This is a genomic window from Bacillus sp. DE0042 (genome assembly GCF_007680225.1).
Taxonomy (GTDB): Bacteria; Bacillota; Bacilli; order Bacillales; family Bacillaceae_G; genus Bacillus_A; species Bacillus_A wiedmannii.
The window spans coordinates 94,886-116,965 of record NZ_VEJP01000005.1 but is presented as its reverse complement, the minus strand read 5'-3'; the positions used below and the strand labels follow the sequence as shown (position 1 = coordinate 116,965).

At 36.6% G+C, this 22,080-nt stretch carries 21 protein-coding genes and 1 pseudogene; 4 read left to right on the top strand and 18 right to left on the bottom strand.

Going from position 1 to position 22,080, the window contains the following annotated elements; genetic code table 11:
* Positions 1-12 precede the first annotated feature (12 nt).
* The 6 genes from relA to FS802_RS19205 all read right to left on the bottom strand — a co-directional run bounded on the left by relA (position 13) and on the right by FS802_RS19205 (position 9,277).
* The gene (gene relA, locus FS802_RS19230; protein ID WP_001262801.1) at positions 13-2,196 is read right to left on the bottom strand and encodes a GTP diphosphokinase; all 2,184 of its coding nucleotides are present in this window, start codon (positions 2,194-2,196) and stop codon (positions 13-15) included.
* A gap of 210 nt (positions 2,197-2,406) precedes the next feature.
* Positions 2,407-2,919 (bottom strand): adenine phosphoribosyltransferase, encoded by a 513-nt coding sequence (locus tag FS802_RS19225; protein ID WP_000346221.1) that lies wholly within the window; start codon positions 2,917-2,919, stop codon positions 2,407-2,409.
* Between the two features lie 47 nt (positions 2,920-2,966).
* Positions 2,967-5,306 carry a single-stranded-DNA-specific exonuclease RecJ gene (gene recJ, locus FS802_RS19220; protein ID WP_098653233.1) on the bottom strand — a complete coding sequence of 780 codons (2,340 nt, stop codon included), beginning with the start codon at positions 5,304-5,306 and terminating at the stop codon, positions 2,967-2,969.
* Between the two features lie 101 nt (positions 5,307-5,407).
* Positions 5,408-6,301, bottom strand: a complete 894-nt coding sequence (locus tag FS802_RS19215; protein WP_000409734.1) for a cation diffusion facilitator family transporter — start codon at positions 6,299-6,301, stop codon at positions 5,408-5,410.
* Positions 6,302-6,457: 156 nt separating this feature from the next.
* Positions 6,458-8,722: a protein translocase subunit SecDF gene (secDF, locus tag FS802_RS19210; protein WP_001119085.1), complete on the bottom strand. Its 2,265-nt coding sequence runs from the start codon at positions 8,720-8,722 to the stop codon at positions 6,458-6,460.
* A gap of 270 nt (positions 8,723-8,992) precedes the next feature.
* On the bottom strand, positions 8,993-9,277 hold the full coding sequence (locus FS802_RS19205) for a post-transcriptional regulator (protein WP_000890214.1): 285 nt from the start codon (positions 9,275-9,277) through the stop codon (positions 8,993-8,995).
* Positions 9,278-9,463: 186 nt separating this feature from the next.
* On the opposite strand from FS802_RS19205, the gene spoVB reads away from it, so the two are divergent.
* A complete protein-coding gene (spoVB, locus tag FS802_RS19200) occupies positions 9,464-11,023 on the top strand; it encodes a stage V sporulation protein B (RefSeq protein WP_098653231.1) in 1,560 nt (519 codons plus the stop codon).
* A 29-nt stretch (positions 11,024-11,052) separates the two neighbouring features.
* Here the strand turns inward: spoVB and FS802_RS19195 are convergent, their stop codons facing one another.
* On the bottom strand, positions 11,053-11,700 hold the full coding sequence (locus FS802_RS19195) for a DUF421 domain-containing protein (protein WP_000455380.1): 648 nt from the start codon (positions 11,698-11,700) through the stop codon (positions 11,053-11,055).
* 103 nt (positions 11,701-11,803) lie between these two features.
* Here FS802_RS19195 and FS802_RS19190 point away from each other — a divergent pair, with 103 nt between their 5' ends.
* Positions 11,804-12,187, top strand: coding sequence for a TIGR04086 family membrane protein (locus tag FS802_RS19190; RefSeq protein WP_000349130.1), 384 nt, complete (start codon positions 11,804-11,806; stop codon positions 12,185-12,187).
* 36 nt (positions 12,188-12,223) lie between these two features.
* Here FS802_RS19190 and yajC read toward each other — a convergent pair whose 3' ends face one another.
* From yajC to ruvA, 6 genes are read right to left on the bottom strand one after another with little or no spacing between them, the layout of a single operon-like run.
* The gene (gene yajC, locus FS802_RS19185) at positions 12,224-12,484 is read right to left on the bottom strand and encodes a preprotein translocase subunit YajC (protein WP_001068064.1); all 261 of its coding nucleotides are present in this window, start codon (positions 12,482-12,484) and stop codon (positions 12,224-12,226) included.
* Between the two features lie 27 nt (positions 12,485-12,511).
* Entirely contained in the window at positions 12,512-13,651 is a 1,140-nt protein-coding gene (tgt, locus tag FS802_RS19180) for a tRNA guanosine(34) transglycosylase Tgt (RefSeq protein ID WP_000125362.1), read from the bottom strand.
* Between the two features lie 12 nt (positions 13,652-13,663).
* Positions 13,664-14,716, bottom strand: a complete 1,053-nt coding sequence (gene queA, locus FS802_RS19175; RefSeq protein WP_000354006.1) for a tRNA preQ1(34) S-adenosylmethionine ribosyltransferase-isomerase QueA — start codon at positions 14,714-14,716, stop codon at positions 13,664-13,666.
* Between the two features lie 19 nt (positions 14,717-14,735).
* Positions 14,736-14,936 (bottom strand): DUF2905 domain-containing protein, encoded by a 201-nt coding sequence (locus FS802_RS19170; RefSeq protein WP_000138162.1) that lies wholly within the window; start codon positions 14,934-14,936, stop codon positions 14,736-14,738.
* Positions 14,933-15,934: a Holliday junction branch migration DNA helicase RuvB gene (gene ruvB / locus FS802_RS19165; RefSeq protein WP_000344466.1), complete on the bottom strand. Its 1,002-nt coding sequence runs from the start codon at positions 15,932-15,934 to the stop codon at positions 14,933-14,935. Before ruvB ends, FS802_RS19170 begins: the two co-directional genes overlap by 4 nt.
* Positions 15,935-15,939: 5 nt before the next feature.
* Complete coding sequence (gene ruvA, locus FS802_RS19160; protein WP_000464511.1) at positions 15,940-16,557, bottom strand: Holliday junction DNA helicase RuvA; 618 nt, start codon at positions 16,555-16,557, stop codon at positions 15,940-15,942.
* A 188-nt stretch (positions 16,558-16,745) separates the two neighbouring features.
* On the opposite strand from ruvA, the gene FS802_RS19155 reads away from it, so the two are divergent.
* Complete coding sequence (locus FS802_RS19155) at positions 16,746-17,690, top strand: iron-hydroxamate ABC transporter substrate-binding protein (protein ID WP_078182770.1); 945 nt, start codon at positions 16,746-16,748, stop codon at positions 17,688-17,690.
* An 11-nt stretch (positions 17,691-17,701) separates the two neighbouring features.
* Here the strand turns inward: FS802_RS19155 and FS802_RS19150 are convergent, their stop codons facing one another.
* From FS802_RS19150 to FS802_RS19140, 3 genes are all read right to left on the bottom strand, one after another.
* Positions 17,702-18,232 (bottom strand): BofC C-terminal domain-containing protein, encoded by a 531-nt coding sequence (locus tag FS802_RS19150; protein ID WP_098653230.1) that lies wholly within the window; start codon positions 18,230-18,232, stop codon positions 17,702-17,704.
* A 120-nt stretch (positions 18,233-18,352) separates the two neighbouring features.
* A complete protein-coding gene (locus FS802_RS19145) occupies positions 18,353-19,282 on the bottom strand; it encodes a DMT family transporter (RefSeq protein WP_098653229.1) in 930 nt (309 codons plus the stop codon).
* Positions 19,283-19,349: 67 nt separating this feature from the next.
* Positions 19,350-19,670, bottom strand: a complete 321-nt coding sequence (locus tag FS802_RS19140; RefSeq protein WP_000426919.1) for an ArsR/SmtB family transcription factor — start codon at positions 19,668-19,670, stop codon at positions 19,350-19,352.
* Between the two features lie 435 nt (positions 19,671-20,105).
* On the opposite strand from FS802_RS19140, the gene FS802_RS19135 reads away from it, so the two are divergent.
* The gene (locus FS802_RS19135) at positions 20,106-20,549 is read left to right on the top strand and encodes a branched-chain amino acid ABC transporter substrate-binding protein (RefSeq protein ID WP_098653228.1); all 444 of its coding nucleotides are present in this window, start codon (positions 20,106-20,108) and stop codon (positions 20,547-20,549) included.
* 33 nt (positions 20,550-20,582) lie between these two features.
* On the opposite strand, the gene FS802_RS19130 is transcribed toward FS802_RS19135, so the two are convergent.
* Positions 20,583-21,239 carry a YhcN/YlaJ family sporulation lipoprotein gene (locus FS802_RS19130; RefSeq protein ID WP_001093529.1) on the bottom strand — a complete coding sequence of 219 codons (657 nt, stop codon included), beginning with the start codon at positions 21,237-21,239 and terminating at the stop codon, positions 20,583-20,585.
* A gap of 179 nt (positions 21,240-21,418) precedes the next feature.
* Positions 21,419-22,080, bottom strand: a pseudogene (gene exsA / locus FS802_RS19125) (spore coat assembly protein ExsA); the annotation flags it as partial.

Genomic DNA, 22,080 nt, shown 5'->3' with positions numbered 1-22,080 from the left:
CTACACTCCCTATTAATGCATCATGCGTCGTACTGCATAAATTTCTGGGACACGTTTAATGCGTTCTACTACTTTTTTCAAGTGCTGTAAGTTACGAATAGAGATTGACATATTAATTGTCGCCATCTTATTACGGTCACTTCTACCAGAAACTGCCGAAATGTACGTTTTCGTCTCTGTAACAGCTTGTAATACTTCATTTAATAAGCCACGGCGATCGTAACCTGAAATTTCAATATCAACGTTATACTCAATTTCTTTTTCAGGACTACCTTCCCACTCTACTTCCAATAAACGTTCTATAGCTTCTTCTGTATGAACATTTACACAATCACGGCGGTGAATCGATACACCTCGGCCTTTCGTAATATACCCAACGATATCATCACCTGGAACCGGGTTACAGCATTTTGATAAACGAATTAATAAATTATCCGCACCACTTACTTTAACACCAGAATCCCATTTTCGAATTTTCATCGGTTTACGAACTTCTTTAACTTCAACGATTTCTTCTTCTTCACGTTGCTTACGGAATTTGTCCGTTAGTCGCGTAACAATTTGCGACGCTGTAATCCCGCTATATCCAACTGCTGCAAACATATCTTCTTCATTTGCAAAGTTGAATTTTTCAGCAACACGTTTTAAATTGTCCGGAGCTAACACTTCTTTCATCTCATACTCTAGGCTACGCACTTCTTTCTCAACAAGTTCACGGCCTTTTTCAATATTTTCATCTCTACGTTGCTTCTTAAAGAATTGACGTATTTTGTTTTTTGCATGAGATGTTTGAGCAAGTTTCACCCAGTCTTGACTTGGCCCATACGAATGTTTCGATGTTAAAATTTCAATGATGTCACCTGTTTTTAATTTATAATCAAGCGTCACCATTTTCCCGTTTACTTTTGCACCAATTGTTTTATTTCCAATCTCCGAATGGACACGATACGAAAAGTCAATCGGAACAGATCCAAGTGGCAATTCCATTACGTCGCCTTTCGGTGTAAAGACGAATACCATGTCAGAGAATAAATCAATTTTTAATGACTCCATAAACTCTTCTGCATTAGAAGCTTCATTTTGCCATTCTAATATTTGACGGAACCATGTAAGTTTCTTCTCTAATGTACCTGTTGTTTCTGCTGTTTTTCCTTCTTTATACGCCCAGTGCGCCGCGATCCCGAATTCTGCAATCTCATGCATTTCTTTCGTACGAATTTGCACTTCAAGCGGATCACCTTTCGGCCCAATTACAGTCGTATGAAGAGATTGATATAGATTTGCTTTCGGCATTGCAATATAATCTTTAAAACGACCTGGCATTGGCTTCCAGCACGTATGAATAATTCCAAGCACCGCATAACAATCTTTAATACTATTTACTACGACACGTACAGCTAGTAAATCGTAAATTTCATTGAACTGTTTATTTTGCAGTGCCATTTTACGATAAATACTGTAAATATGTTTTGGTCTTCCAGAAATCTCAGGTTGAATTGAAACCTCTTTTAATTTCTCACGAATACCAGTCATTACTTCATCTAAATACTCTTCACGCTCTGCACGTTTACGCTTCATTAAATTTACAATACGATAATATTGTTGCGGATTTAAATAGCGAAGTGACGTATCCTCTAACTCCCATTTAATAGTACTAATTCCGAGTCTATGTGCTAAAGGTGCAAAGATTTCTAACGTTTCATTTGCAATGCGACGCTGCTTCTCTTGAGGCAAATGTTTCAATGTACGCATGTTATGAAGACGATCAGCTAGTTTAATTAAAATAACTCGAATATCTTGAGCCATTGCGATAAACATTTTGCGATGGTTTTCTGCTTGTTGTTGCTCATGAGATTTATATTTAATCTTTCCGAGCTTTGTTACACCATCGACAAGCATAGCAATTTCTTTATTAAATTCCCGTTCAATATCTTCTAATGTAATTTCTGTATCTTCCACTACATCATGTAAGAAACCTGCTGATACTGTAGCTGGATCCATGTGTAAATCAACTAAAATACCTGCAACTTGAATTGGATGAATAATGTACGGTTCACCCGATTTTCTGTATTGTTCGCTATGCGCATCACGTGCATATTCATAGGCACGTGCCACTAGCTCAATATCTTCATCTGCTAAATATTGACTTGCTTTCTCGAGTACCTGTTCAGCTGTTAGTACCTGCTCATTTGCCATCGAATCACCTTTTATTGAAAATTGACTTTATCTTAATTAAGTAGAATAAATTATATTCTATCATTATAACCTAATGATTGTGAATTGTGAAAAGGAAAAGATTTTACTGACATTTCACCTTATTTTTTTGTGCAATTATACAAAAGTACCCGCTCCTCTCCAAGAGATTCACGGGTACTTTTTATCACCGTAGTTTTACCTATATAGTGATTAGTATTTTTCTAATACTAATACATCGTAACCATCTAACATTTTACGACCATCTAAGTAAGTAAGCTCTACTAAGAATGCAATTCCTGCTACAACTCCGCCAAGTTCTTCAACTAGCTTAATTGTCGCTTCAATTGTTCCACCTGTAGCTAATAGATCATCTGTAATCAATACGCGTTGACCTGGCTTAATTGCATCTTTATGGATTGTTAAAACATCTTTACCATATTCTTTACCGTAGTCAACTGTAATTACTTCACGTGGTAATTTCCCTAATTTACGAACTGGTGCAAAACCTACTTCTAACGCATAAGAAACTGGGCAACCGATAATAAAGCCACGTGCTTCTGGCCCTACTACAACGTCAATGTCTCTTTTCTTGGCATACTCAACGATTGCATCTGTTGCTGCTTTGTATGCTTTACCGTCGTTCATTAACGGTGTAATGTCTTTAAATACAATACCTTCTTTTGGATAATCCGGTACAATTGCGATATGTTGCTTGAAATCCATATTTCTGAATCCTCCTCAGATCTAAAAGGTTTGTAAATACAAATCCTTTACCCTAACTGTTCTACTTCTTTATGATTACGAATCGTTTCAAACCATGTATATAGTTGCTGATATGTGCTATAAACCAATTCTTTTTCTAATTGTAAGTGGTTCATTTTCTCACGATATGTGTTCGATTCAATTAAATCACGCTTTTGTTTTTTGTCTGCCATAAAAATGACGCCATCTTTTATTGTAACAAATTCTAACTCAAAAAACACCTGTGTCATGAAATTTACTGTATCTTTTGACCAACCTTTATGTCGACATAGTTGTTCTCCATATTGTCTTAAAGAAAATGGTGCTTTTTGGCTCAAGAACGAATAGTACCATTTAAAATGTTCCCTCGTTGGAACAGTACTAAATAAATGATTATTCTCTTGATAAAATAGCGTATAAATTCGCGACGGGAACCCCACTTTAAATAAATCTCGTAATTCCTCTGTTCCTTTTGGCAAATCAAGTAACACGATGTATTGATCGTCTAAATGAGTTACTTCTGATGCATGCATCATATGCTCTTTATAGTCTTCTAGAGAAAACTTATTCAATACCTCTTCAGAAAAATACACCATCGTTATTTTTTCTTTCGGAAGTTCTGCTACATTCGCTTCTACGTTACGCATACTACGCCAATCAAATAATTGCCACGCCTCTACAGCAATATCTTGTACCATTAATTGCGGCTTCTTAAAATTATTCCATTCATTGATAGATGCTTCCCCTATTACAGATACCTTTGCAACTGGAGAAATTTCTTTTGCATACGCACCAAAACCAAATCCGATTGTATCCAGTGTCGCTTGTCCATCGCGAAGAGCCATTTTCAAATGAGAGCCATCTGATCCGATTGCACGAATACTTTCTAGCTCTGCATCTTTCACTGCAATACGTGGTTTTGGATTTCCAACACCAAATGGCGCTAACTTTTGCATGTCTTCAATTGCTGCCAGTGTTACATCCTCCACTTTACAAAAGACATCAACAGCTGTAATTGGAATAAAATCTTCTTCTGTTAAAATTACCTCTGCTTGTTCATTTAAGCGGCGGCGTAATTCATCTACATCATTCATATGTAGCGTCATTCCCGCTGCCATCGGATGCCCTCCGAAGTGTGGCAATAACTCTCTACAATCTGACAAATTTGCAAACAAATCAAATCCTGCAATACTACGTGCTGAACCTTTTGCTGTTTCTTTTACAGGATCAATGCATAATACAATCGTTGGACGATAAAAACGTTCAACTAATTTAGATGCGACAATTCCAATTACACCTGGATTCCAGCCTTCTTTTGCCAGTACTAGTACTTTATTGTCTTCTGGCGGGAAATTATTTTCCACTTCAGCGATAGCTTCTTCTGTAATTTGCTTTACAATATCTTTTCGCAGTTTGTTCAGCTCATCAATTTCTTCAGCCAACTCTTTCGCTTCTTCTGGATCATCTGATAATAAAAGATGTACAGCCGGCGTAGCATCTTCTAAACGTCCAACTGCATTAATACGCGGAGCGAGTGAGAAGCCAATACTCTCTTCTGTAATTTCACTTTGCGAAACGTTAGCAACTTTAAATAGCGCCTTTAGTCCGATATTTTTCGTCATGCGCATATGCTTTAAACCGCGCTTCACTAGTAATCTATTCTCACCATGAAGTGATACTAAATCGGCTACTGTACCAATTACTGCAATTTCTAATAAATGTTCTGGTACACGGCCTAGTAGTGCATGTGCAACTTTAAACGCAACACCTACACCAGCTAAATAGTGAAACGGATATACACCGCCATCTAATTTCGGATGAATAATCGCAAGTGCTTCTGGCAATTCTGGTGGTGGCTCATGGTGATCTGTAATAATAAGATCTATCCCAAGCTCCTTCGCTACCTTCGCTTCATGTACTGCTGCGATACCAGTATCGACAGTAATAATTAGTGAGAATCCTGCGCTATGTGCCCAACGAAATGCTTCTTCGTTTGGTCCATATCCTTCTGTAAAACGGTTTGGAATATAAAATTCTACGTCTGCACCTAATTCTTGCAAGGCAAGATATAACACAGTCGTACTACTTACTCCATCCGCATCGTAGTCACCAAATATTAATATTTGCTCTCCATTTTGAATCGCCTTATTTACACGTTCTACCGTTCTATCCATTCCTTCTAATAAAAATGGATCATGAAATTCTTGATTTTCTGTATTTAAAAAATCTAAAATCTTATCTTCTGTATCTAGTCCTCTACCGAGGAATAACGAAACGACAAGTGGTGATAATTGTAATTTACTTGCTAATTCACTCACTCGCTCATTATTATATTCTTTTTCTTTCCAACGCGTCTTCGGTTGTAACACGAAATCACCCCTTAACCTGTTCATTATACAAGACAGATTAAGGGGTGACAATATAATGCAAACTACGATGCAATATCTATATACTAAAATGTTAATGATATTTAATTTGGGGAATACGGATTTATATGTACAAACACATTTTGTACGTTATCTTGTTCCATAAGCGTTTCTTTCACATGCTTTCCAATGCGGTGCCCTTCTTCTACAGTAATGTATGGATCTACAGAAACTTTAATATCAACAATAACGTAATGACCATGCTCCCTTGCATATAAAGAACCGATTTTTTTCACACCATCTATTTGAAGTACTGCTTCTCTAAGCGGAACAACATCTTCCTCATGAAGAACATGATCAAGCGTTGCATGAATTGCTTCTGCCCCAATACTCCACGCCATTTTTGCAACAAGAAGTGAAACAAATAATCCTGCAATTGGATCGGCATATACAAGCCAATCTAACCCGAACTTACCTCCCATAATCGCTGCACAAATACCGATTAAAGCTGCAATTGAAGAAAACACATCCGAACGATGTTCATATGCATTTGCAATAATTGCATCACTATTTACCCTCTTCCCTAATCGGAATTTATATTGAAACATTCCTTCTTTCACGATAATTGAAAGAACAACAGCAAAAATCGTAATTCCTTTCGGTGGTTCTAGTTCCTGCGAAAAAGCTTTTATAGACGAAATTGCTATCTCGATTCCCACAATAAATAATAATACTGCAACAATAATTGCTGAAATCGATTCCGCTTTACCATGACCATACGGATGATCTTCATCAGGCGGTTGCTTTGCTGCTCGCAATCCAAAAAGTACAGCGAGCGAACCAATTACATCTGATGCAGAATGCACGGCATCCGCTAATAGTGCTTTACTGTTCCCAATATAACCAATTACCGCCTTTACAATCGCTAATATAATATTACCAACGATTCCGACAATAGCACCAAACTCGGCCTGTTTAAAACGTTCATCTTTTTCCATAATTAAAATCCCTTCTTTTCTTAACCTATCTTTTTATTGTAGCAAAAACAGCGATAACACCACCACTTTCTTCCATCTTTCTTTTGTTAAAAAGTTGCTATCTTATTGTATCCACAAACGAAAAAAGAGATGCCCCATAAAGAGACATCATCTTTTTTATACTTGTGGTTCAGATTCTACTTTCTCAACCTTTTTCTTGTTTTTGCCCTTTTTCAAACGACGGTTTTCAAGCATTAACCAAATTTGAGAAGCAACGAAAACAGAAGAGTACGTACCTACAACTAATCCAACAAGTAACGCAAACGAGAAGTTACGTAATGACTCACTACCGAAGATAAGTAACGCAATTACCGGGAATAACACTGTTAATACGGTGTTAATTGAACGACCAAGCGTTTGGCGAATACTTGCATTTACGATTTCTTCTAAGTCTTTTATATCGCGAACTCGTTTTTTCTGTTTGTATAATTCACGGTTTCTATCAAATGTAACAATTGAGTCATTAATAGAATAACCGATGATTGTTAACACTGCAGCGATAAACGTTAAGTCTACCTCTAATTGGAAAATACTAAATATAACAACCATAACGAATGCGTCATGTAATAATGCAAGTACTGCAGATAATGCGTACGTAAATCTGAATCGAATACTTACGTATAAAATGATAACCGCAGAAGCAATTAATACTGCGATAAATGCATTTCGTGCAATTTCTTTACCAATTGTCGGTGAAACTGTACTTACATTTGGATCTGTACCATATTTATCGTGGAAGAATGTTTTTGTTTTCGCAATTTCATCTTTTGATAGAACACCTAATGTACGAACTGCGAATCCTTTATTGTCATCTCCAGTCGGTACAATATTTTCTTCCTTCACGTCAATTTTCAATTCTTTAAAATCTTTATGAACATCAGACACAGTAAGTGCTTGTTTTGATTGCAAGTCGATACGTGTACCACTCGCAAAATCAATACCAAGATTCAATTTGAAAATTGGTAGTATAATTGCACCTGCAATTACAACTACAATCGAGAAAACAAGGAATTTATGACCGATATTTACGAAGTTAATACGATCAAATCTTGTCGGTGGGTGTACTACACCTTTTGTTAATGGAATAATATCCTTTTGTTTCACACCAAAGTATCCTGGCTTTTTATCGAAGTAACGGCTCTTTACAAGTAAACCTAGTAAGAAACGAGTACCGAATACGTTCGTAACGAAACCAACTAAAATACTTACGATTAAACTTGTTGCGAATCCTTTTACAGAGCTATTACCATAAACGAATAATACACCAGCCGCTGCAAGAGTCGTAACGTTTGCATCTAAAATTGTTGCTAATGAACGATGATTACCAGCACGGAATGCTGACATCATTGACTTACCAATTTTCAGCTCTTCTTTCAGTCTCTCGTACGTAATGATATTCGCATCAACTGCGATACCTACCCCGAGCACTAATGCCGCAATACCTGGTAATGTCAGAACCGCATGCATCCAGTTAAATACGAGTAGCGTAACAAAAATGTATAGACCTAACATAATAACCGCTACAATTCCTGGTAAACGGTAGTATACCAGCATAAATAAGAAAATAAGAGCGATACCAATCGCACTAGCGAAAATCGTTTGCTCTAACGCTTGTTGACCAAATTTCGCTCCAACTGATGTTGAATACATTTCTTTTAAATCAACAGGAAGTGCACCTGCATTTAATAAAGATGAAAGTTGTTTCGCACTTTCAACTGTGAAGTTTCCACCTACGATAGATACTTCAGCTTGATTAAACACTTGGCTTACTGTTGCTGCTGATAAGAACTTCGGATTCGGTTTTGCAGACTCTGCTTTATACGAATCTTTTCCTTCTTCAAAGTCAAGCCAAATTACCATTAAATTCGTTGGTGGTGGCATTTTTGAAATTTTTTCAGTTACTTCACGGAATCTATCAGCGCTTTTTAGTGTAAGACCTACGCTCGCACGGCCTTGCTCATCAAATGTTTGTTTCGCTCCGCCGCCTTTTAAATCCGTTCCGTCCATAAGAAGGTTGTCATCTACATCACGGAATGTTAATTTCGCTTGTGTTGATAACATTTCACGTGCTTTTTGCTGGTCTTGTACACCAGCAAGCTGTACGCGAATTCGATCTTGTCCTTCAATTTGAATGTTCGGCTCACTTACACCGAGAACATTGACACGATTTTCAAGAGCACCTACTGTACTTACAAGTGCCTCTCGGTCGATTTTATCACCTTTTTTGGCTGGTTTTACTTCATACAGAATTTCAAAACCACCGCGAAGGTCTAGTCCTAGACTAATTCCTTTTGCTATGTCTTTTCCTGCCGCACCAATTACTCCACCGATTAATAAAACGATGAGGAAAAAGGCGGCAATTCTCGTACCACGCTTTGCCATATGTACCCTCTTTCTGCTACTAACACTTTAAATAAATCTCTTACGATTCACTTTTACACGTATGCATACGCCTAGTTAGTAGACTTCCTTTCTATAATTTTGCTAGTTCATCACTAGCTGTGTCGGTACGTTTTTCACAATACCTACACTTTCATTATTTATTTTTTCTCTTCACTACCCCCTTTATATATAATCTTAGACATAATTATTTCCTCATTATCAATACCTATCATTATACTGCAAAAGGAAGAACAAACCAATTGCAGTCGGTTATTTATTTTCATATTCATCAAATGACCAAAGTGGCGCTTGATATGCTTCAACAGTTAAATAATTCATATATTCATTAGTACTTACTCTTAATACATCATTTACTAATTCATATAATCTAACATCACCGTTTATCTTTTTCCACTTCTTCACTTTAAGAAACTTCCAAATATCATCATCTGTTACTCGGTCATAACCGAACATGTGAAACTCTTCTACTTTGCTTTCTAAAACGACTTGTAACTGTCCGCGGTATGATTCTACCAAAGCCTCTTTTTCTAACATACATAAACATCTCCTTCTTATTTCAGCACGAAAAGTCGCTTTTAATCCCGCTCTAATGGACAGCAATAACTACTTTCAAGAGTACTCTCATACTTCACTCTCTAAAATGCTTGTCATTCTTGTCTCATACGTGCATATAAATTATTGTAAATCATTCCACTGATTTTGAGAAGGTAGGAGAAGACCATGACGAGACAAAGCTTTTTAAAAGGCGCATTTATTTTAATGATAGCCGGCTTTATTACCAAAATCCTTGGATTTATTAACCGGATTGTAATGGCACGTATTTTAGGAGAAGAAGGCGTTGGCCTTTATATGATGGCCGTTCCTACATTCATTCTAGCAATTACATTAACACAAATCGGCCTTCCTGTCGCAATCGCAAAATTTGTAGCAGAAGCGGAAGCTGTGAACGATAAACAAAGGGTTAAAAAAATATTAACAGTATCATTAGCTGTTACATCCGTTATTAGTATCATTTTAACAATCGGAATTATGCTCCTCACACCTATTTTAGCAAAAACATTATTAACTGATGAACGAACGTACTATCCATTAATGGCCATTTTACCTGTCGTTCCTGTTATTGCTGTTTCTTCTGTTTTACGCGGTTATTTCCAAGGGAAACAAAATATGAAACCTAGCGCTTATGCTCAAGTTATAGAACAAGTTGTCCGCATTACAATTATCGCTATATGCATTCAGTTATTTTTACCTTACGGCGTAGAATATGCTGCAGCTGGCGCTATGTTATCAGCCGTTCTCGGTGAAGTTGCATCGTTATTATTTTTACTCACTTTATTCCAGCGCGAAAAACATTTATCTATACGCTCTGGATTTTTCACTACTGTAAAGGAGAGCAAAGGTACATTTTATTCTCTTATGGATATCGCTCTTCCGACTACAGGAAGTCGTTTAATCGGTTCCGTTTCATATTTCTTTGAGCCTATCGTCGTTATGCAAAGCTTAGCGATTGCCGGAGTTGCTGCTTCTGTCGCAACCCAGCAATACGGTATATTAAACGGTTATGCATTCCCACTTCTATCACTGCCAGCCTTTATTACATACGCTCTTTCTACAGCGCTCGTTCCATCTATTAGTGAAGCGATGGCTAAAAGACAGCATAAATTAGTGGAACACCGCCTACAACAAGCTCTTCGAATCTCATTAATTACTGGTGGGTGGTCAGTCGTTATATTATACGTATTCGCTTCTCCTATTTTAACTCTTATGTATGGATCGGATAGTGCAACAGCATTTATCCAGCTTCTTGCACCTTGCTTTTTATTTCATTACTTTCAAAGTCCACTTACCTCTGTTTTACAAGCTTTAAACTTAGCAAGAGCTGCAATGATGAATACATTTATTGGCGCCATCGTGAAATTAATCCTTATTTTTGTACTAGCTTCAAGGCCAGATTTTCAAATGATGGGGGTTGCACTCGCTATCGCTGCAAATATAGTGACGGTAACATTCCTTCATTACGCTACTGTTTTAAAGAAAATTACATTTACCATTTATGCAAAAGACTACATTTTCGGCGGACTTGCTATCGGTATTGCAGGTGCTTTCGGTTTTTACCTTCATAAATATATGATTTTCTCTCATTCACTTGGCGTACAAACATTATGGGAAATCACTTTAACAACAATCATTTATATCGTCCTCCTCTTCACTTTCAAACTCATTCGAAAAGAAGAGTTAAGCCGACTCCCAATCATTCGAAAACTTTCATTTTTGAAGTAAACGGGCTTACTATTTCATATAGTAAGCCTCTAGTTTTCTTTCAAATCAACAAAAAATTGTCCATTTTGAAAGCTGCAGTATAAAATTTGTGTGATATCGTTATAACCTAAGTTTTTTAATTTGCCAATGAGCCATTCGTCTGTATGTTCAATCATTTGTAAATGATTCAATTGAATTTCTCCATCAATAATAAGAGGAAGAGTAAACTGCAATGTATCCTGTTTACCTTTTTGTTTTTGAAAGACAGATAACTTCCCAGATGGTTCTAAAATAGCGTATTCTACATCTCGGATATCTCCAACTCCTTGCTCCCTTAATTGCATCAATAAATCATCTATATTATAACGCTGCTTTCTCATCTTCTTTTCATCAATTTTCCCCGCATTTACAAGAATAGCCGGCTCACCTTCTATTAAATGCCGAAATCGTTGAAACTTTAATGAAATGACTGACAAAATAATCTGTATACACATAAGAAAAGTCATCGGAACTAATTGGTGCCAAAGTGATTTATCGGTATTTTCAATTGCGACTACGGCCATTTCGCCAAGCATAATGAATACGACTAAATCTAATACACTTAACTCTCCAATTTCACGTTTACCCATAAGACGAAAAATAATTAATATGATGATATACAAAAGCATCGTCCGGCCAATGATTGATACCCATTCCATTTCTACATCTCCTTTTTTACGTATAGACTCCCCTATAAAAAATAAACTAGTCTAACTTGGGCAAAAAGAAAATATGCTTGTATTAAAAAGGGGGAATGTATAAATGGATGGAACGAAAAAATTATCAACCGCAATCGGCTTTGGTATCATTACCTTATTAATTCTTGCATCAATTATTAGCATGGTTATAGCTCTTTTATTAAAGTTTACAGCTATGACTGAAGGGACATTAGCCGTTACTATTTTTATACTAGCACTTTTATCTATGCTTATATCCGGATTTACTGCCGGCAAAAAAGCACAAGGGAAAGGTTGGCTAGTAGGTTTCACAACAGGTCTTACATTCGCAATACTTGTTTTTCTAGTTAACTATTTAGGCTTCTCTCAAACTTTATCGAACTCCCAGTTACTTTATCAATTAGCATTAATGGGCGCGAGTACACTCGGTGGTATTTTCGGGGTAAATATGTCAAAACAAAATAACTAAAAAAGGCCCTGCACATTTCATGCAGGGCCTTCCTCATTAGTTTTTCACAACTTCACGAATCGCATTACGATCGAAAGTTAAGTGTGAACCACCAGATTTAATAACGATTTTCGTCTCATCTACTGATTCGATTGTACCGTGTAAACCACCGATTGTTACGATAGCATCACCTTTTGCTAACTCATTTTGCATTTGAGCAACTGCTTTTTGACGCTTTTGTTGCGGGCGAATTAATAAGAAATAGAAAATCGCAAACATCGCAACGATCATAACGATATTCATCATACCTGGATTCATCTTTTGTTCCTCCTTTTAAATTATGTATTAGAAGTTTTTAGCATTCGGTTTATTAAAGCCATACTGTTCAAAGAATTCTTCGCGGAAATCGCCAAGACGGTCTTCACGAATAGCTTGTCTCACCTGCTCCATTAAGTTTAACAGAAAATGAAGGTTGTGATAAGACGTTAAACGAATTCCGAACGTTTCATCACATTTCATTAAGTGACGAATATACGCACGAGAGTAATTTTTACATGTATAGCAATCACAATTTGGATCAAGCGGACCGAAGTCTCTTGCAAATTTCGCATTTTTTACAACTAGACGGCCTTCACTTGTCATACATGTACCATTTCGAGCGATACGAGTTGGGAGTACGCAGTCAAACATATCAATACCACGAATTGCACCATCGATTAATGAGTCAGGAGAACCTACTCCCATTAAGTAACGTGGCTTATTATCTGGAAGAAGTGGCGTTGTAAACTCAAGTACACGGTTCATAATATCTTTCGGCTCACCTACAGATAAACCACCTACAGCGTAACCAGGGAAGTCCATTGAAACAAGGTCTTTTGCACTTTGACGACGAAGCTCTTCGAACTCTCCGCCCTGTACAATACCGAATAAACCTTGATCTTGTGGACGTTCATGCGCTTTTAAACAACGTTCTGCCCAGCGGCTTGTACGTTCTACAGATTTCTTCATATATTCAAAAGTAGCCGGGAAAGGTGGACACTCATCAAATGCCATCATAATATCCGATCCTAATGCATTTTGAATTTCCATCGCTTTTTCTGGTGATAAGAATAATTTATCTCCATTTAAGTGGTTACGGAAGTGAACGCCTTCCTCTTCAATACGACGGAAGTCACTTAAACTGAATACTTGGAAACCACCAGAGTCCGTTAAGATTGCACGATCCCAGTTCATAAATTTATGCAAACCACCTGCTTCACGAATAATTTCGTGACCTGGGCGTAGCCATAAATGATACGTATTACTTAAAATAATGCCAGAATCCATTGCTTTTAATTCTTCTGGTGACATTGTCTTAACTGTTGCAAGTGTACCAACTGGCATAAATGTTGGTGTATCAAATGAACCGTGTGGCGTATGTACACGTCCTAAACGGGCACCTGTTTGTTTACAAGTTTTAATAAATTCATAACGAATTGCTGTCATAATTTACTCCTTTTATTTGTTTCCCATTTTAGCGTGAGATGCAACGAACATTGCATCACCGAAGCTAAAGAAACGATATTTTTCTTTTACTGCTTCATTATAAGCGTGAAGTACATTATCTCTATTTGCAAATGCACTTACAAGCATAATTAATGTTGATTTCGGTAAATGGAAGTTTGTAATTAAACCATCAATTGCTTTAAATTCATAACCTGGGTACATAAAAATGTCTGTCCAGCCAGAAGCAGCACAAAGCTTACCATCATGATCTGTCGCAATTGTTTCTAACGTACGAGTTGAAGTCGTACCTACCGTAATAATACGTCCACCATTCTCTTTCACGCGATTTAATAACGCAGCTGTCTCTTCAGACATATGGTAATATTCTGCGTGCATATGGTGTTCTTCAATCGTATCTGCAGAAACTGGTCTAAATGTTCCAAGTCCTACGTGAAGTGTAATGAAAGCTAACCCAACGCCTTTTTGTTTTAACTTCTCCAATAGCTCTTCTGTAAAGTGAAGTCCCGCAGTCGGCGCTGCTGCTGAACCGATTTCTTTCGCATATACTGTTTGATAGCGATCACGATCTTCTAGCGTCTCTTTAATATATGGAGGAAGTGGCATTTCCCCAAGCTCATCTAAAATTTCATAGAAGATGCCGTCATATGAAAATTCAAGCTGACGTCCACCTTGATCTGCAGTTCCTATACAAGTTGCTTTTAATTTCCCTTCGCCAAAAGAGATAACAGTTCCTTCTTTTACACGTTTCGCTGGCTTAACAAGCGTTTCCCACTTATCGCCTTCTTCTTGTTTTAGAAGAAGTACTTCAATGTGCGCGCCTGTATCTTCTTTCACACCGTGCAAACGAGCAGGCATAACTTTCGTTTCATTTAAAACTAAGCAATCCCCCTCATGTAAGTAAGAAAGAATGTCTGTAAAATGTTTATGCTCAATATCGCCTGTTTCACGATCTAACACCATTAATCTTGATGTTTCACGATCTTCTAATGGGATTTGTGCAATAAGTTCTTCTGGTAAATGAAAATCAAACAGATTAATATCCATAACTATATCCACCTATTTCTTATTTAAATCGATTTATTATATACATAATAAAAGATAATACAATACTTAACACAATACATGTAATGATAGGAAAATAAAAGGTAACGTTACCTTTTTTCACAAAAATATCGCCTGGAAGCCTTCCTATGAACTTCCAAGCTAATCCAACAACAATGAGCAAAATACCAGCTGTAATAAGCAGCTTTGGCATCTCCGTCATGCTTTTGGCATCTCCATTCCGAAATGCTCATATGCAAGCGGCGTTACGATTCGGCCTCTTGGCGTTCGTTGTAAAAAACCAATTTGTAATAAATATGGCTCATATACATCTTCAATCGTATGAGACTCTTCTCCAATCGTTGCCGAAACCGTTTCTAACCCGACTGGGCCACCACGGAATTTCTCAATAATACCAAGCAATAATTTATGATCGATATGATCTAGACCTAGTTTATCTACTTGCAGTAGTTCTAACGCCATTTGTGTAATTTCCATCGTAACAGTTCCGTTACCACGAACTTGTGCGAAATCTCGTACACGTCGTAATAAACGATTCGCAATACGAGGTGTACCACGAGCACGTCTTGCAATTTCTAGTGCGGCTAACGAATCAATTTCAACTTCGAATACTTCTGCTGTACGTTCAACAATCTCAGAAAGCTGATCTACTGTGTAATACTCTAATCTTGAAAGTACACCGAAACGGTCACGAAGCGGCGCTGATAATGCTCCCGCACGTGTCGTTGCTCCAACTAGTGTAAACGGAGGCAAATCTAGACGTACAGATCGTGCTGACGGCCCTTTTCCAATTACAATATCAAGGCAAAAATCTTCCATCGCAGGATATAATACTTCTTCAATTGATCTATGCAAACGATGAATTTCATCAATAAATAGTACATCCCCCGGCTGAAGTGCTGTTAATACAGCTGCTAAATCTCCCGGCCTTTCAATTGCTGGACCTGAAGTCGTTCTAACATTTACGCCCATTTCATTGGCAATAATATTGGCAAGCGTCGTTTTACCAAGTCCTGGTGGTCCATATAAAAGCACATGATCTAACGTTTCTTCACGCATTTTCGCTGCTTCAATAAACACCTCTAAATTATGTTTCGCTTTATCTTGGCCAATATACTGACGGAGCGTCTGTGGCCGTAATGAATATTCTAAATCCGAATCTTCATATGCAGATTCCCCTGAAAGGAGACGTTCGTCCATTATACTCACCTCTTACCATTTAGTAAAAGACTAAGTGCCTTTTTAATATACTGATCCGTCGTTAATGATTCTTTTAATAACTCTGGTACAACGCGAGAAACTTCTCGTTCTGCGTATCCAAGTGCGCGCAGAGCTTCCAGCGCCTCATCAAGCTCAGCTGATGAACCTTTCTTCTCATCAAAACGTTCTGTGTCTGAGAATAAATCAACAAATGCATCTGGCACGACATCAGCTAGTTTTCCTTTTAAATCTAAAATCATTTGGCGTGCTGTTTTCTTTCCGACGCCCGGGAACTTCACTAAAAACTTCTCGTCTTCGTGTTCAATCGCTTGAACGACCTGTCCTGTTTGACCAGACGCTAAAATTGCAAGAGCGCCTTTTGGTCCAATACCAGACACACCTAACAACTTTGTAAATAATAAACGCTCTTCACGTGTTTTAAAACCGTAAAGTGCCATAATATCTTCTCTCACATAATGATATGTATAGACACGGATTTCTTGCTTACTTCTTTGAAATACATACGGATTTGGTGTGAAAATTTGATAACCAATTCCGTTATGGTCAATTACGACATATTCCGGTCCTACATACTCCACGTAACCTGTAACATATTCAAACAAAATACGATCTCTCCCTCTTAAATCATGTATTCCATTTTAACATATTTAATGATAGAAAAGCGAGACTACCCCAACAAATGTTCTCTATTTGAAACTTCTGTTATTTTCCATTGACAGAAAGTATGAAGCACCTTAATATACAGAAGTCGATAATGATTATCAATACTAATTAAAGGGGTTACATCAGGATGAAACAGAAGCTATTTATTTTATTTACTATTATGCTAGTTGTTCTTTCTATCGTTGGCTGTTCTTCTCAAAAAGAAGAATCGAAAGCGAAAGAACAACCGAAAACAAAAGTTGTAAAACACGCTAAAGGGGAGGCTACAATTCCAGTAAATCCAAAGAGAATTGTTGACCTATCTGGATCAACAGAAGAATTATTACTTCTTGGACACAAACCTGTTGGTACAGCAAACACATATAAAGATAAAATCCAAAATCATTTAACTGACAAATTAGATGGCGTAAAAGCAGTAGGTTGGTACTGGGCACCTAAAGTTGATTTAGAAGCTGTTACTGCATTAAAACCAGACTTAATCATTTTAAATAATCGTCAATTGAAGATTTATGATCAATTAGAAAAGGTTGCACCGACAGTTGTTTTAGAAACAAACTTAGAAGACTGGCGCGGTAAGTTTAAAGAAGTAGGTAAACTATTTGACGAAGAAAAGAAAGCAGACAAATGGATTGCAGACTACGATAAAAAAGCAGACTCTTTATCTAAAAAAATTAAAGAAAAAACAAAAGATGAGAACTTTATGTTCGTCGCAGTTACACCACAAAACTTCCGTGTATACGGTAGCTTCGGATACGGTGACATCATCTTTAATGACTTAAAACTTCCAGTAACAAAAGGTACAGATTTAAAACAAACGATGGCACAAGTATCGCTAGAAGGTCTTGTTGCATTCCAACCTGATCAAATGTTTATTGTAAACTTTGGCGGCGAAGCTGATAAAGTTTACGAAGACTACAAAAACAGTGCCGTTTGGAAAGACAATAAAGCAGTTAAAAACAATCACGTATATGAAGTATCAAATGAAATCTTCAATACGAAAGCTTTCAATCCAATCGGAAAAGATATGCTAATTGATGAAATCGCAAAACAAATTTTAGATAAAAACAAGTAAAAAAAAGCAGCTCACCATGAGCTGCTTTTTTTCTTATTTTGCACTGCGTATTGCTTCATTTTTTCAATCGTCTTCACAAAACCTTCTTTTGATTTAATGCGAATACCACGCTTCAATTTTGCGCGCTCATAACTCTCCAGCTTTTTCATATCAATTTGAAAGAAAGAATGGATCGCATTATCACTTTTCGGCACCCCTTTGAAGATTTGTAATATCCCTTCCTCTGACACACCAAAATAACCACTCGTCTTTAATAACGGAGAAATATCATCAACTTTCTTCTGTAATACAATTTGTATATCATCACGATCAACGAGTTGCCATTCTTTATATTGCTGTAAAAACTTTTCTAAATCCGCCACTTTTTCTGTAAATATTTCCTCACTTACTTCTCCATCAACATACATTCGCTCTAATAAAATTGTAACTTCCGGCTCTTTTTCTGTTATTTCTGGTACTGGTCCTTCCGCCTTCACATTCGTTTCATAAACGAAACAAAACATCATAACGAAAGCTTGTACTGCAATCAGTATCCATTTCATTTCCGTTCACCTCTTTTAGGCAAGATCAAACTTTCATTAGTAGCTTTTCCGGAAATGGAGGTTTTATCCCTAATTCATAGATTGTTCTCATTAAGACTTATAGAGTCCAATTATTTCTACCTATTTCGAAACGTATTGATTATGTGAAAGCTTTTTTATATCTTTATTTGATTGTACCGTAGCTATATAAACCCCGATTAGTACTATTATCATTCCGACTACTTGTTGCCATGTAACAACTGCTCCATATACTATAACTGCTATGCCAGTAGCTACGATGGGGGTTAAATTCAAATACATACTCGCTTTACTTGCACCTAACTCTTCTACTCCTTTATTAAACACGATATACCCAATTAACGTCCCGCATATGACCATATACAACATTTCTAGCCATCCTTGTAAAGAAAGCGTTAAAACCTTTCCCCACCCATCTTCATATAGAGAAAATCCTGCTAAAAAAACGGTTCCTAATACCGTCATACTCATTGTAGTTAACAAAGGTGATACACCACTCATAACTTTTTTCCCCGTTAAGCTATATAACACCCCACAGATTAAAGCAGCTATAAATAAAAGATCTCCCTTATTAAATGACAAAGACATAAGTATATTCATTGAACCACTCGTAATAACAACTATTACACCGATAAAGGACAACATTAAACTTATTCCCACTTTTATACTCCAAGACTCTTTAAAAAATAATATTGCTCCCAATGTTACAAAAACGGGCATTGTAGCAATAATAAGCGAGCCATTCAGGCTGGAAGTATAGTTAAGCCCCATAAAGAAAAAAACATTATAACCAAAAATACCTGTTAGCGATACAAATAACAGCCCTTTCCAATTCTTTAATAACAAACTTGTATTCCACTCAGATTTCATAAAAACTATGCCTATTAAAATAATACTAGCTAAACCAAAACGAATTGTTGCTGCAGTAATCGGTGGAATTTCAGTAATAACATGCTCTGCTGTTGCAAAAGATCCACCCCAAAACAAAGGAACAAGTAACATAATTACATACATACGGTTTATTCTGTTCATTTTTATTGCCCCTTTTAAGTAAACGGGTTTAAAAGTTTAAACTTGTTTATTTGTTAGTTAAAAAAAATTAATAATTTGACTCTATTGCTTGAAGTAAATCCTTCACCTGTTTTAAAAATTCTCCTGCTATTATAGAATAAAAAATTTCTTTTCCATTTCGATCCGCTACAATTAATTCTGCTTGTTTTAAAATTTTCAAATGGTGTGAAACAGCCGGTCTAGAAATCCCCATTTTATCTGTTATTTGTGTTACATTCATCTGCTTGTTTTCTAATAGCAACATAATAATTTGCTGACGATTCTCATCTCCTAACGCCTGAAATATAGGTGTTACGACCTGAAATTTCTCTAATACAACTTCTGTATTTCTACATTCAAAATTCTCCATATCCTATTCATCCCAACCTTTTATATCTAAAAAACATGTAATATATTACCATTAAATAGTAACTCTTTCATATACACTTGTAAATAACTTTATTTTCCGACTTTCCTTTCAATAAAAAAGGGAAGATTGGATTCCTCCATTCTTCCCATTACATTCATATAAAATGAAAGACGCCTGCAAAGCAGGCGTCTTGATGCGTTTACGGCGAGAGACCAGGCGACCACATTCGCGTGTTTAGCACTTAAGCATATCTCTCGTCTTACGTAAATTAGCTCATCGCTTTGCTAATATAACATTAATAAAGTATAAGTGCAACATGTTTATAAAAATATTTTATTTCCTCTTTTAGCCAAACAAATTTATGTAAATTATAAATTGATAAATGCAATATATATGTTACAATTAGTGTAACAGCGAAATCATAATAAACAGGAGATGGATATTGTGAAAAAAATAAAGGATGAACGTCTCATTCTGAAAACATTAAAAAACATACGTATTGCCTTTCTTTTTCAATCACTTGGTATAATTGGCATTTTAGGCTATATCGGATTCACTGAAGGAATGGATCAAATTACGAAATCTCCATTATGGTTATTATTTATGCTTACGAGTATTTTAATTGCTTATTTACAGTTAAGCGTTTCAATCGATGTAGAAGAGAGCGAAAAAGATATAAAGTTAACTCCTTATTACAAAATTATTTTACGTTCTCTTATTGTAGGAACTATTATAGCTATTATTTATATCATTTTCAGTCCAGAAAGACCTCTCTTTGAAGCAGTTTTAACAGGTAGTATTTTCTTCATATGCTTTTTAGCGTCTTATTCCGTTAGTTATTTTATTAAAAAACGTCGTGTACAAGAAAATGATGAATAAAGAGGAAGGGCTCCCCCTTCCTCTTTTATTTTGCTATCGCATAGTACCAGTAGTACCAGTTAAACCGTAACGAATGTCTCGGAACATATTCCCTATATCACGATTAAAATCGTTTGTAACTGTACCATTACGTAGGCGTGTACTCATTGCATCGACACGAGTAAACATGTCATTTCTTACAGAAACATATACATTTCTGTTTCCAACTTCATTTACAACGGCTTGACGAACTTCGTTTGCAAGTGCCGTTTCATTCGATACTGGATTACGCGGTTTTACCGCAATCGCCACATCGTTTCCATATACAACTGTAGACACGCGGTCTACGTTATTCATACGCTTTACACGATTTGTTATTTTTTCTGCTGTTTTACCATCATTGTTAATGTATGAATTGTTCATTGTAATATTACGTGTTGGATGCGGGTTAGCAATTTGACCGTTGTAATTTACATCGCGGTAATAATTGTTATATCCTGTATCGTTACGACCATTTCTATATGTTACATAATCTGTATAACGATCATTACGCGTTACATTATCACGGTACTGGTGTGTATCATTATAAGATGTACGCTCGTAATTGTAGTTACGTCCATCCATTGCATTGTTATCTTTTGGTGTACCACATGCAGCTAATGCACTGGTAACTAACAAAGAAGCAGCAATCACTTTTACTTTCGTATTCAATACAAAAACCCCCTCTGTTAGAATGAGCTTCTCTTCTGAAAAGCTCCCTCTTATGATGAGTAACAGAGAAGGTTTTTACACTGTTAATATTTCACTGGGGATTTTCTAACATTTGATGTAAATCTTCCATTTTCAGAACGACTCTACATAAAAAAAAGGCGGGAATAATCCCACCTTTTTTAAACTTCCTCTTCGTCCTCTTCTTCTGAAACTGGATCTCCAAATACATTTGGTGGATCTGGTTGATAATACATCGTTCCTGGCTGTGGCGCATATGCCGATTGAGTTGGTTGATAATATAAAGGATTTGCGTATTGCGGTCCTCCAGGTTGAGGACTATATAACCTACTCTCTCCTCCGCATCCACAATCTTCCTCACCTTGTACGAGCGGCGGCATATTATTATCCATTGGCATCATATTTGGATTCGGCATAGACGTATATTGCGGTCCAAACGGTGCTCCTTGCTGATATGGCATTTGATATGGATTTTGTTGTTGATAATACGGATTAGGCGGCATCATAGGCTGTTGGTATGGCATCATATTCGGTGGTTGATTATTATCCATTATCGGCATCATATTTGGCATTTGATTGTTATCCATTATCGGCATCATATTTGGCATTTGATTATTATCCATTATCGGCATCATATTCGGCATTTGATTGTTATCCATGATTGGCATCATATTTGGCATTTGATTATTATCTATGATTGGCATCATGTTTGGCATTTGGTTGTTATCCATTATCGGCATCATATTTGGCATTTGGTTGTTATCCATTATCGGCATCATATTTGGCATTTGGTTGTTATCCATTATCGGCATCATATTTGGCA

Bases quoted from the DNA above. Each gene is read 5' to 3' on its own strand.
- relA (WP_001262801.1), bottom strand. From the start codon at position 2,196: ATGGCAAATGAGCAGGTACTAACAGCTGAACAGGTACTCGAGAAAGCA.
- FS802_RS19225 (WP_000346221.1), bottom strand. From the start codon at position 2,919: ATGGATTTCAAGCAACATATCGCAATTGTACCGGATTATCCAAAAGAA.
- FS802_RS19215 (WP_000409734.1), bottom strand. From the start codon at position 6,301: ATGGAAAAAGATGAACGTTTTAAACAGGCCGAGTTTGGTGCTATTGTC.
- secDF (WP_001119085.1), bottom strand. From the start codon at position 8,722: ATGGCAAAGCGTGGTACGAGAATTGCCGCCTTTTTCCTCATCGTTTTA.
- FS802_RS19205 (WP_000890214.1), bottom strand. From the start codon at position 9,277: ATGTTAGAAAAAGAGGCTTTGGTAGAATCATACCGCGGACAGTTACAA.
- spoVB (WP_098653231.1), top strand. From the start codon at position 9,464: ATGACGAGACAAAGCTTTTTAAAAGGCGCATTTATTTTAATGATAGCC.
- FS802_RS19195 (WP_000455380.1), bottom strand. From the start codon at position 11,700: ATGGAATGGGTATCAATCATTGGCCGGACGATGCTTTTGTATATCATC.
- FS802_RS19190 (WP_000349130.1), top strand. From the start codon at position 11,804: ATGGATGGAACGAAAAAATTATCAACCGCAATCGGCTTTGGTATCATT.
- yajC (WP_001068064.1), bottom strand. From the start codon at position 12,484: ATGAATCCAGGTATGATGAATATCGTTATGATCGTTGCGATGTTTGCG.
- tgt (WP_000125362.1), bottom strand. From the start codon at position 13,651: ATGACAGCAATTCGTTATGAATTTATTAAAACTTGTAAACAAACAGGT.
- queA (WP_000354006.1), bottom strand. From the start codon at position 14,716: ATGGATATTAATCTGTTTGATTTTCATTTACCAGAAGAACTTATTGCA.
- FS802_RS19170 (WP_000138162.1), bottom strand. From the start codon at position 14,936: ATGACGGAGATGCCAAAGCTGCTTATTACAGCTGGTATTTTGCTCATT.
- ruvB (WP_000344466.1), bottom strand. From the start codon at position 15,934: ATGGACGAACGTCTCCTTTCAGGGGAATCTGCATATGAAGATTCGGAT.
- FS802_RS19155 (WP_078182770.1), top strand. From the start codon at position 16,746: ATGAAACAGAAGCTATTTATTTTATTTACTATTATGCTAGTTGTTCTT.
- FS802_RS19150 (WP_098653230.1), bottom strand. From the start codon at position 18,232: ATGAAATGGATACTGATTGCAGTACAAGCTTTCGTTATGATGTTTTGT.
- FS802_RS19145 (WP_098653229.1), bottom strand. From the start codon at position 19,282: ATGAACAGAATAAACCGTATGTATGTAATTATGTTACTTGTTCCTTTG.
- FS802_RS19140 (WP_000426919.1), bottom strand. From the start codon at position 19,670: ATGGAGAATTTTGAATGTAGAAATACAGAAGTTGTATTAGAGAAATTT.
- FS802_RS19135 (WP_098653228.1), top strand. From the start codon at position 20,106: ATGGATATTGTGAAAAAAATAAAGGATGAACGTCTCATTCTGAAAACA.